Consider the following 11156-nt stretch of genomic DNA (forward strand, 5'->3'; position numbering starts at 1 on the left):
CCGGCCGGCTGACCGGTCAGCGTCCCAGTGCGGCGTGCATCTCCCATACCAGGATCTCCGCCGGTCCGGCCTCGGCGGTCACGGCAAGCCCGTCACAGCCCCTGATCCGGGCCGCGTCCCCGGTATCGAGTTCGCCCGCGCTCTCCAGCGTGACCGCGCCGCGCGCGACGAACAGGTGCGCCCACGGCGCGGACGGCAGGTGCACCCGGCCGGCGGCGGGCAGGCGCGCCGCGTGCAGGACCGCCTTGCGCTGCTGGATGTCGATGGCGGCGTTCGAGCCCTCCCCGCCGGCGATCGCCACCAGTTCACCGGTGGCGAGGGCGTCCGTCACGTCCCGCTGGGCATAACTGGGCGTGATTCCGGTGTGGTCGGGGGTCACCCACATCTGGATGAAGTGGACGGTGCCCGGATCGCCGGGGACGGGACGGGCGCCCGGGGCATCGGCTGTCCACGAATCGGCTGTCCACGAATCATCGGTGGCGCCCACCGCGTTCATCTCCGCGTGCAGGATCCCCGTACCGGCGCTCATACGCTGAGCGACCCCGGGCCGGATGGTGCCATGGGTCCCGGTGGAATCGGTGTGCAGGAGCTCACCCTCCAGCACCCACGTCACGATCTCCATGTCCCGGTGTGAATGGGTGGCGAAGCCGCCACCTGGAGCGACATGGTCGTCGTTGCCGACCAGCAGCAGGCCGAAATGGGTGTTGGCCGGATCATAGTGGCGACCGAACGCGAACGAGTGGCGGGAGTCCAGCCAGCCATTTCGGGTCACCGCCCGACCGTCCGCGCGTCTGACGGCAATCCCCACCCCCCGCAACGCCGAGATATCGGTCACAGTCACTCGCGCCCCTTTCCTGTCGCTGGCCCGCGTCCTCCGGCTACCATCGTTGCGGCTACTATCGGTGCGCCAGTTGCCGTAGGGTTCATCCGACGTACATGCTGCCGAGACCATGGTCCAACCTATTCGCCCCGACGGCTATGATCCCAGTCGGACGTCCAGGAAGAACGGGGCCTTTGGCCGACCAGTGGCCAACTGGCCCCCAGGCGCGACCAGAGGGCCTCGTGAGGAGGCGATGTGACGGCTGCCGACAGCCGGACGCGACAGCAGATGCCAGAGCCACCACGGACAGAAATGCTACTCGGCGTCATCGCCGGAATACGAAAACGTGACATGGCCTGTACGAAGCTGGGGAAACCGGCATGATTCTGCGTTTCCGTAGGATCGACAGACTGGAGAATCATCCCAATCTCCGTGGGATCCTCGCGATCCTTGCCCAACTCGTGCACACCAGTGACGCCGAACTCAACCAGCTTGCCTCGGCCTGGCGCAACACGCCACAACTCGCCACCGCACGGGACAAGGCACTCTCACCGGATGCGCCGCTGGTCATCGAGGTCCTCGCCGCGTTCGACGCCCTGTCGGCCATCTACGCCGACGACCTCGCCGGCATCGACGACTACGTGACGGTCGACCCGAACGTCACCGCGACCGCGCTCAAGGCGGTCCGGGACGCGATCGCGGCCGCCTACGCCAAGCCGGTTCTCACCCGGTCGGAGTACGCGGCGCTGCTGCGGCCCTGGCGCACTGTCTACCCCCGTAGCCGCGGGCACGAACCAGATCTCGGCCCATTCGGATCCGAGGTCAAGCGGGTTCTTGCCGCACTGCCGGCGCTGTCACGGCGCTGTCACGATGCCGACAGCCTGCGGACCTACGACCGCCTGCTGGTCGCCGCGCTCACCCGGGACGAGAGCGCCCACCAGGACGCCATGCAGATCGCGTTCAACAGCGCCGTGCGCACGGGACGCCGCCGGGTGTGGACGCTGGTACGCCGCAGCGCCGCCGAGGGCTTCTGGCGGCTGTGCCCGTCCTGCCACACGACGATCGACTCCGTGGACGTCGGCACCGACCAGCGGGTCATGGAACTCTGCGCGGACCTCGCGTGCGCTCTGCTCGTCCAGGACATCCTCGACCCCGACACCGTCGCGAGCCTGACCGCGCCGCTGCACACGCTGGTCCCGCTCCAGGAACGCTACGACATCAACCGCTACCGCTAGGCCGCCAGGCCGTGGCCGGCTGCCCGACGTACGCGCGGACATGCGCGGACGCGCGGTCACACTGACGGCGCCCGGACGAGCGACCTTGCTCGCGCTACCGGAGGTGGCTCGGCCGCGGTCAGATGGCTGTCGATCGGCGCGGTCGGAGGGGGACCGGCGGGATCCAGGCCGACGCACACGTCAGGGCCATCCCGCACGTCATGACCGTCCCGTGCGCTCTCCAGCCTGACGGCGTGCCGGCCCCGGCCGCCGACGGGCGGAAAACCCGCGCGCATACCCGTCCGGCCGGACAGCCCCGGCGGCGTCCATCAGCCACGCGTAAAGATACCATTACGCACTGCTCAGCCAGACGGGTCTGCTCAGGACTTTCCGGAAGCGGCCCCTTCGAGAGCGGCCCTGCCGGGGCCGCCGTATACCCGGATACCCGCCCGGACAGTCATCCTCGCATACCCTTTGATCGAATGATTGTCACGGGCCGGTTCGGGCCGCTTCGGGCCGGGCGGCCCCTCACACCGTCCGGACGCGTGGTGTGGGCACGGCCATCGGTTGCCGCGTGGCAACCGCACCGCTGCCGACCATGCTCCTCGGCATCGGAGGCACCCGCCGCGGTTCGATGATGCCCCCCGTCGGCAGAATCTCCCCCGTGTCGTCAAAAAGGATCACACCATTACACAGCAGGCTCCAGCCCTGATCGCAGTGCCGGTTCGTCACCCGCGCAGCGTCCCGGTCGGGACTGTTGGCGGACGGGCACGGTGGCTGGTGAGGACAACCCCCCCGGCCGGTTTGACGTACCTGTGGACTCGCCGACGTCGTTGTCGATGGATCTCCAGAAACCGGTGTTCCTCGCACAGTCACAGAAGATTACGCCTCCGCGTAATGGACGTCACATCGGCCTGCGCTCTCAGGGTGTCGGTAGTAGGACGACAGGGACAGCGGCATACGACCCGGCCGCCGCGGCCCGGCGCGTCGCGCCTTGTGTCCCCATTCGCTCGCCTTGCGTCTCGATTTGCAACAGCCGCTGCCTCGCGTCAGCGGTCCGGAAGCACCTGGTGACAGATACCGGATATGACGATGCCAACCGGATGCCGGTCGGATGCCGGTCGGATGTCGGTCGGATGTCGACCGGATGCTGTCCGGATACCGACCGATAGCCGGAAAATCCCTTCGGTACGTTTTCTCGGGACCCTTTACGCAGGTGTGACCGGTCGCCCTGCCGGCGACCCGCGCATGACGTGATCAGGAGGCCCCGGTGGATCGGGACCGACGCCGGCCGCACCCGCCCCGGCCCGATCCCCCACGGCCGGGGCGGGCACAGCCGGGCTCCGCCCGTCGGGCGGCGGCCCGCGGACGCCCCTCGGCCGCCGTCATCGTCCCGATCACGATCGTCGTCGTCCCGGCTGTCCTCCTGCGAGCACTGGCCATGATCGCCTATCGGCCGGCGCTGGAGTTCTCCGGGGACTCCATGGCCTACCTGCGGCTCGCCCGGCCCCTGGTGCCCGATCCGGTCCGACCGGCGGGCTACCCCCTGCTGCTGCGCGCACTGTCCGTGACGCATCAGCTGTGGGTGGTACCGGCCGTCCAGCACCTCACGGGCGTCCTGCTCGGCATCCTTCTCTACGCGCTGCTGGTGCACCGGGGGCTGACTCCCCGAGCGTCGGCGCTGGCGGCGACGCCGGTGCTGCTGGACGCCTACCAGGTGAACATCGAGCACTTCGTCATGGCGGAGACGCTGTTCGAGGCGCTGCTCGTCGTGGCCGTCGCAGCCCTGTTGTGGGCACCGAAACCGTCCGTGGCGGCCTGTGGACTCGCCGGGGGCTGCTTGGGCCCTGGCGTCGCTGGTCCGCACGGTGGGAGTCGTCCTGGGGCTGCTGGCGCTGGCCTGGGTACTGCTGCGACGGCTCGGCTGGTCACGTTCGGTCGTCTTCGGTGGCGCGCTGGCCGCACCGCTGGTGGGGTACGCCGTCTGGTTCCATTCCGTCCACGGCGCCTACGCGCTGACCGGGGGTGACACGTACTGGCTGTACGGCCGGGTGGCGCCCATCGCCGACTGCGCACAACTGGATCTCAGCCCGGACGCCCGTCTGTTCTGCTCGCCGCATCCGCCGGCGCAGCGGCCCGGGCCGAACTACTACGTGTGGAACCACGCCAGCCCCCGGTTCACCGTCGATCTCCCCACGGACCGGAAGGAGGCCGCGCTGGCCGAGTTCGCCCACGAGGTCATCCTGCGCCAACCGGTGGACTACGCGCGGATGGTGACCGGTGAGGTGGCCCATTTCTTCACGCCCGGCCGGTGGGTGGGGGCCCACGACTGGCACGTCGGTAGCTGGCAGTTCCCCGCCGAGACGGTGCCGGCCTACTGGAACATCAGCGCGCCGTTGATCACCTTCGACGGTACCCAGGTCGCCCGGCAGGTCGGCCCCGGGCCGGCCGCGCTCCTGCGGGCCTACCAGCGCTACGTTTTCACGCCGGGGCCGGCACTGGCCGTCATGGTGGCACTCGGTGCTGCCGGCTTTCTGCCCACGGGCGGGCGCGCCAGTCGCGGGCGGGCCGGCGGCACCAGCTCCGACAGCGACACTGGCACCAAGAATGACACTGGCACCGAGCGTGACACCAGCGCTGACAACGGTGCCGACACCGGCGGCGACACCGGCGCTGGCAGCGACACTGGCACCGGCAGCAAGGTCGGGCGGTTGCGCGCGGACTGCGCGTTGCTGGTGACGGCGGGGATGGCGCTGTTGGTGGTCCCGTCCGCCACGGTGTGTTTCGACTACCGCTACCTGTTGCCGACGCTGCTGCTGCTCCCGCCGGCCGCGGCGCTGGGCTGGCAGCGGATCTCCCGTTTCTCGTCCAGCCGCCGGCCCGGGCTGCCCCGGCAGCCGCACCGCCGGCGACACCGGAGGGCCACGCACTCCACCCACCGCGTAGGCGCTCGGGCACGTAGGGCGCACGGAGAGCGCGGGAGGCGCGGCTGGTGACCGGGGCCGTGGTCAGGATGCCCAGACGGCCAGGCGGGGCGCCTCCATGGCGGGGCAGGTGTCCATGACGACGGGCACTGCGGCCCGCTCCGCCCGCCGGGCGGCGGCGTCGTCACGGACACCGAGCTGCATCCAGATCCCCCCGGCGCGGATGGCGATCGCGTCGTCGACCACCGGGCCGACCAGCTCCGAGCGGACGAAGAGGTCCACCACGTCCACCGGGAACGGGATCTCCGCCAGCGAGGCGTACCCCTGCTCACCCGCGACCACGGGCGCGGACGGGTGGACCGGAACGGTCCGTTTGCCATTCGCGCGCAGATAGCCCGCGATGGAGTAGGCGACCCGCGAGGTGTTCTGCGACAGCCCCACTATCGCCCAGACCTTCGTGTCGGCCAGCATCCGTCGGATGGTCTCGTCGGTTCCGTAGCGCACGCCCAGCACCAACCCGTGGCACCGGCACGGTCATTCCATGTCCGCCGGGGCCGCCGGACATTTCGTGAGCGGGCGGGGGCCAGCGGTCACGCCGGCGCCGGGCCGTGTCCGGCGCGTGACCAAGTGGCGGCTGGGCGTCGAGTGACATGGGTAATCTTGGCGTCATGTCCGTCAGCGCCGGGCCCGGCGTGCCGTCACGGGCTGCCGCGCCGTCACAGATCCCGTCACGGGTTGTGGAGACGGACGGGGCAGCCCTGCCCCTTTCTCCCGCCCGGTCGGAAACTCCGGCGGCCGGCGGCGGAGACTTCTACGATCACCATGTGAAGAACCGGACATGCGCACCGGCCCCGTGCTCGCCGCGCCCACGGACGAACGGCGTGGCGGCATGAGCCCCCGCCATGAGGTGACCGTCGCGGCATCGGCCGAGCGCGACCTGCAGCGGCTGCCCGACCGGACCGCCGGCGAGATCCGCCGGTTCCTGGGCGGCCCGCTGCGCAACGATCCGCGCCGGGCGGGCACACCCCTGTCGGAGTCGCGTTCGACGATGTGGGAGGCGACCGGCCCGTCCTGGCGGATTCTTTACCAGGTGGACGCGAACACGCTGTCCGTCCGGGTGATGGTTGTCGCGCACCGTCGTCATCCGACCAGTCGCGCCTCGTAGCGGCACGGGGACCTGAGCCCGCCGAACCTTCCGGATCGGCTTCCGGGCCCGGCGGGAACCACGAGCGCGGAAAAGCATGATCGCATTGCCTTCGGCCCGCTGGCGGCCGTCTCTCGGGTCATCCGCTCCAGAAGCGTCACTTGAAGTAAGTGTTTACGCTGTCGAAGTAAAATTTCTCGCCTAGTGACGCTTCGCCCGTAAAAGTTTCTTTAAATAAAAGATTATTTAAAATAATTTAATTAGTTAACTTATTTTAGAGTGAGGCCGATCACCTGACTGACCCTGGTCCGGCTATGGTTGCCCTGCCGGAAGATCCGGAGGCTGCTGATCAAATACCGTTACTCGGCAGCCCCCTGGTGGCACGTGGCGAACTCCTGGGGGTTGGGATGGGACCGGTCAGTGCCGCAGCAGAGCATCTGCATGCCTCGTACGACCCCGTGTTCGTCCTGCTGTCCTTCCTTCTCGCCGCGTTCGGTTCGTTCGCGGCCCTGGCGTGCGCGGTCCGCCTACGTACGACCACCGGCGCCCGTCAACTGGCGTGGACGACTCTCACGGCCGTGGCGCTGGGCGGGTGCGCGATCTGGTCGATGCACTTCGTCGGGATGGTCGCTTACGGTATAGAGCTGAGTATCACGTTCAACGAGGCGGTCACCGCCCTGTCGCTGCTCATCGCCGTGGTCGTGGCCGGCGTCGGACTCACGGTGGTAGCCGCCGATCCCGACAACGTCCTGCGGCTGCTCACCGGCGGAGTGGTCGCGGGAGCCGGTGTCGCCGCCATGCATTACACCGGCATGTACGCGATGCACACCCAAGGGACGATCAGCTACGCGATACCGCTGGTCGGCCTGTCCATTGTCATCGCCGTCGTGGCCTCGACAGCCGCCTTCTGGATCGCGTTCCACATCGGTGGTGTCAGCCGACGCATCGTCGCATCGGTGATCATGGCGGTCGCGGTGTGCGGGATGCACTACACGGGCATGGCAGCCACCCGCGTCACCGCCGACCCCGCCGTGCCACGACCGCACGGCGTCGATCCTTTCGCCATGGGGACCATCACCGCTTTCACCGCGTCCATCGTTCTGATGTTCATCATCTTCGCCGCGACCGGCGGGATCGGCGCCCCCATACCCGATCATCACCACCCCCCCGCCCGCTCAGAAAAGCCTGCCCCGGCCAGCTTTTCCCGTGCTGACAGCAACCCCTCACCGCGCGGTGCGGCGCATTCACACCAGCCGGTATCCACTGCCGGCGCCGGTGCCGTAACCACGCAGGTCATCCCCTCCCCGGTCCCGCACTCCTCCGCCGCGGACCCCGACGCACTCGGTCCGGCCAGGAAGAACCACCGCCTGTCGCGATCTCCGAGACGGTGACACGACCGCCAGTGACGATCACCGCACCAGTGGCCGCCACCCGTCGCGGGACCAGCCCGCGGATCACGCACCCCCGTGTCCCGATCCCGGGAAAACAGGTTCACCCGAAAACCCGTTCGGAGTTTCGATCTGACCTCTGACAAGGAAAGAAAATGAAGATTCTTCTACTCGCGTCCGCATTCAACGGGCTCACCCAGCGGGCATGGATCGAGTTACGGCGCGCGGGCCACCGTGTGACGGTCGAGCTCGCGCTCAGCGCGGAAACGATGCGCGAGGCCGTCCAGCTGTCCGATCCTCACCTGATCATATGCCCCTTCCTGCGCGAACGGGTACCGGACGACATCTGGACGACCCGACAGACGATCATCATTCACCCGGGGCCGGTCGGTGACCGCGGGCCGTCCTCGCTCGACTGGGCCATTCTGGAAGGGGCGTCGACCTGGGGAGTCACGGCCTTGCAGGCCGTCGCCGAGATGGACGCCGGGCCGATCTGGTCGACCCGGGAGTTCGCCGTCCCACTCGGCATCAGCAAGTCGGCACTCTACAACGGGCCGGTCGCCGACGCGGCCGTGGCCGTCATCCACGACGTGGTCGACAAGGCACAGGTCGTCGGATTCGCGCCCACGCCGCTCGACAGCATCCCGGCACACCGGTTGCGCGGCAGGCTGCGGCCCTCCACCCGCGCCGACGACCGGCGCATCGACTGGGACACCGACACCACCAGCGACGTCCTGCGCAAGGTGGCGGCATCGGACGGCTCACCAGGCGCCCCCTGCCTGCTGTTCGGTGAGCAGCTACGCGCCTTCGACGCCAGTCCGGTCGTCGTCCTCCCCGCCGCGCGGGCCCGTGACGGTGAGCGCGAGAACACACTGCTGTCCCGGCGGGACGGCGCCGTGCTGGTACCCACCGTCGACGGCGCGGTGTGGATCGGGCACCTCCGCCGCGCCGGCCAACCCAAGCTCCCGGCCAATCTGGTGGTGGCCGACCACGTCCAGCCGCTGCCGGTGGCGACGTCGGAGGCTTCCGACCCGGACGCCGGTCGGGACGTGCGCTACCGCCGTCACGGCCCCGTCGGGTGGATCAGTTTCGACTTCTACAACGGCGCCATGTCCACGGAGCACTGCCGCCGGCTGCTCGCCGCGTTCACCTGGGCGAGCCAGCAGGATACCCGTGTGATCGTGCTGCGCGGTGGTGACACCTTCTTCTCCAACGGCATCCACCTGAACGTGATCGAGGCGGCCGAACGGCCCGCGACCGCCGCCTGGGCGAACATCGACGCGATGGACGACCTGTGCCAGGCCATCATCACCTGCACCAGCCAGCTCGTGGTCGCGGGCATCTCGGGCAGCGCCGGCGCCGGCGGCATCATGCTCGCGCTTGGCGCGGACCTGGTTGCCGCCCGCACCGGGGTGGTGCTCAACCCGCACTACGACAACATGGGACTGTACGGATCCGAATACTGGACGTACACATTGCCACGACGAGTCGGTAAGGATGTCGCGGCGACGCTGACCACCGAGTGCCTTCCCGTCGGTGACGTGGAAGCGGCCGCCATGGGTCTGGTGGACCGGCTGCTCCCCCACGGGCCGTCGGACTACGACGACGCCCTGCTGGCCCTCGCCGGCGAACTGGCCGGCGAGGGCTGGCAGGAGGCACTGGACGCCAAGACCTCACGGCTCGCCGCCGACGAGGCCGAGATGCCTCTTGAGGTCTACCGCACCCGTGAGCTGAGCCGGATGGCTGTCAACTTCTTCGCCGAGAACCGCCATGCCGATCTGCGCCGGGCATTCGTCTTCAAGGAAAAGCCCACGGCGACCCCACAGAACATCGCTCTTCACCGGCATTCCATAGCATGGCGGGTCGATCTCCAGGGGGCGTCCGTCACCAACGGCCCGACCGCCACGATCGGCGCGCAGCCATCGGAACTCCTGACGCCGACCCCGAGCACCTGACACCGTCGCACAGGGAGTTGAGGCCCCGGGCCGCCAGCGGCACGAAAAACATCATCGCACCGTCGGCGGCCCTTCAGGCGGACAGCAGGCAGACGAAACAGACAGACAAAAACAGTGGGCGTCTCCGTAAGAGTCATCATCCGCGGAGACGCCCCACCTGGCCCGCCGAGCGCTTCAGCTGTCCTGGTGACCGGCGCCAACCGCCGGGACAGCAGCGGTCAGGAGACGTTGACGCCGAAGTCGAGGGCGATTCCCCGCAGGCCCGAGGCATACCCTTGACCCACCGCACGGAACTTCCACTCACTGGAATACCGATAGAGCTCACCGAAAATCATCGCGGTCTCCGTGGACGCGTCCTCGGTAAGATCATACCGGGCGATCTCCGTACCAGTGGTCGAATCACTCACCCTGATGAAGGCGTTACGCACCTGACCGAAAGTCTGCCGGCGAACCTCCGCGTCATAGATCGACACCGCAAAGACAACCTTGGACGCCTGCGGCGTGAACGCGGACAGTTCGACCGTGATCTGCTCGTCGTCCCCGCCACCACCACCGACAAGGTTGTCGCCCAGGTGCTTCACCGCCCCGTCCGGGCTGACCAGGTTGTTGAAGAACACGAAATACTGATCGGAAAGAACCCTGCCGCGGTCGTCGACGACGATCGCGCTCGCGTCGAGGTCATAGTCGGCGCCGGAGGTCTGGCGTACCTGCCAGCCGAGACCGACAGTCACCGCACGGAGGTTCGGGGCGACCTTGCTGAGGGATACATTGCCGCCCTTGGACAGCGACACCGATGCCATGGGTGAAAGCCTAGACTGCCCGGGACACGCCCGTACACACACCCGTGCCCACACTCGCGTCCCGACCCACGCGTACGGCCCACGACGACCGTACGAGATGCCGGTGGGACACCGGCCGCGCCGCACCGTCAGCCCGCACTGGCCGGCTCGGCGGCGGCCGGGCAGGAACTGATCTCAAGCGAACCGGTGGACTGCGCGCGCAGCCCGTCGAGGTCGGTGACGGTGACGGTGAACGACAACGAGCCCGGGACCGCCGACGGCCCGACCGGCCCCGACCACACCGACCAGTCCTCCGCGGCCTCGCCCAGGTTCAGCGCGCTGGTGGTCGTTCTCCCGTCGGGCAGATGAGCGACCAGGTCCACCCGGAAGACACCGGTGGAATCCGTCGCGCGCACCGACACCGTGGACACGGTCGGCCCGGCCGCGGCCGGGCATCCCGTCGTGTACACAACGGCCGGGGTGACGGCCAGCGAGTCGACGGCCGGCGGGCCGGAGATCACGGCGGTCACCCGCAGCGTCCCGCCCTTCCCGTCGCCACCGACGGTGGCGACGGCGACCGAGGTGTCCAGCACACCGACCGGCGCGGCGGACCGGTCGAGGGTGATGGCGACAGCCCTGCGATCGCCCGCCGCGACCGTGCCGGTGGCCGGCACGACGGACAGCCAGGGCGGCGTGGCGGCGAACCGGAAGTCGACCGGCTGGCGGCCGGCGTTGCGCAGCTCCACGGTCGCCGAGGAGTTGACCGCCCCGAGGTCCACGACACCCGTCGACAGCGCAAGCCCGCCACCTACCGTGACCGCCGTATCGCCGGAAAGAATGCGCGCGGTCCCACCCGCCGTCACGGCGGGCTGTGGCCGCGGCTGCGTCGCGCCCGGGGACGGGCTGCCCGGCGCGCCCGCGGCCGCCACCGC

The 11156-nt window shown here is 69.1% G+C and carries 10 protein-coding genes; 5 read left to right on the forward strand and 5 right to left on the reverse strand.

The genetic code is table 11. From position 1 onward, the window contains the following. Window positions 1-16: 16 nt before the first annotated feature. Window positions 17-835 (reverse strand): pirin family protein, encoded by an 819-nt coding sequence (locus tag CM1CMNOD_RS11490; protein ID WP_013873809.1) that lies wholly within the window; start codon window positions 833-835, stop codon window positions 17-19. Between the two features lie 365 nt (window positions 836-1200). On the opposite strand from CM1CMNOD_RS11490, the gene CM1CMNOD_RS11495 reads away from it, so the two are divergent. Then, window positions 1201-2055: a hypothetical protein gene (locus tag CM1CMNOD_RS11495; protein ID WP_013873810.1), complete on the forward strand. Its 855-nt coding sequence runs from the start codon at window positions 1201-1203 to the stop codon at window positions 2053-2055. A gap of 507 nt (window positions 2056-2562) precedes the next feature. Here CM1CMNOD_RS11495 and CM1CMNOD_RS23640 read toward each other — a convergent pair. After that, window positions 2563-2910 carry a DUF5999 family protein gene (locus CM1CMNOD_RS23640; protein ID WP_083731077.1) on the reverse strand — a complete coding sequence of 116 codons (348 nt, stop codon included), beginning with the start codon at window positions 2908-2910 and terminating at the stop codon, window positions 2563-2565. Between the two features lie 992 nt (window positions 2911-3902). Between CM1CMNOD_RS23640 and CM1CMNOD_RS11505 the strand changes: the two genes are divergently transcribed. Continuing rightward, on the forward strand, window positions 3903-5030 hold the full coding sequence (locus CM1CMNOD_RS11505; RefSeq protein WP_131772519.1) for a hypothetical protein: 1128 nt from the start codon (window positions 3903-3905) through the stop codon (window positions 5028-5030). Window positions 5031-5042: 12 nt separating this feature from the next. Here CM1CMNOD_RS11505 and CM1CMNOD_RS11510 read toward each other — a convergent pair whose 3' ends face one another. Further along, window positions 5043-5429 (reverse strand): CoA-binding protein, encoded by a 387-nt coding sequence (locus tag CM1CMNOD_RS11510; protein ID WP_050803781.1) that lies wholly within the window; start codon window positions 5427-5429, stop codon window positions 5043-5045. A gap of 367 nt (window positions 5430-5796) precedes the next feature. Here CM1CMNOD_RS11510 and CM1CMNOD_RS11515 point away from each other — a divergent pair, with 367 nt between their 5' ends. The 3 genes from CM1CMNOD_RS11515 (at window position 5797) to CM1CMNOD_RS11525 (ending at window position 9445) form a co-directional block, all read left to right on the forward strand. Beyond that, on the forward strand, window positions 5797-6123 hold the full coding sequence (locus tag CM1CMNOD_RS11515; protein WP_013873812.1) for a type II toxin-antitoxin system RelE family toxin: 327 nt from the start codon (window positions 5797-5799) through the stop codon (window positions 6121-6123). A gap of 386 nt (window positions 6124-6509) precedes the next feature. After that, window positions 6510-7493, forward strand: coding sequence for an MHYT domain-containing protein (locus CM1CMNOD_RS11520; RefSeq protein WP_013873813.1), 984 nt, complete (start codon window positions 6510-6512; stop codon window positions 7491-7493). A gap of 152 nt (window positions 7494-7645) precedes the next feature. After that, window positions 7646-9445, forward strand: coding sequence for a hydrogenase maturation protein (locus CM1CMNOD_RS11525; protein ID WP_013873814.1), 1800 nt, complete (start codon window positions 7646-7648; stop codon window positions 9443-9445). Window positions 9446-9663: 218 nt separating this feature from the next. On the opposite strand, the gene CM1CMNOD_RS11530 is transcribed toward CM1CMNOD_RS11525, so the two are convergent. Beyond that, the gene (locus tag CM1CMNOD_RS11530) at window positions 9664-10245 is read right to left on the reverse strand and encodes a TerD family protein (protein ID WP_013873815.1); all 582 of its coding nucleotides are present in this window, start codon (window positions 10243-10245) and stop codon (window positions 9664-9666) included. Between the two features lie 128 nt (window positions 10246-10373). After that, the coding region (locus CM1CMNOD_RS11535; RefSeq protein ID WP_165490467.1) for a hypothetical protein at window positions 10374-11156 on the reverse strand (783 nt) is incomplete at its 5' end.

The sequence above is a fragment of the Protofrankia symbiont of Coriaria myrtifolia genome (genome assembly GCF_900634755.1).
Classification (GTDB): domain Bacteria; phylum Actinomycetota; class Actinomycetes; order Frankiales; family Frankiaceae; genus Protofrankia; species Protofrankia coriariae.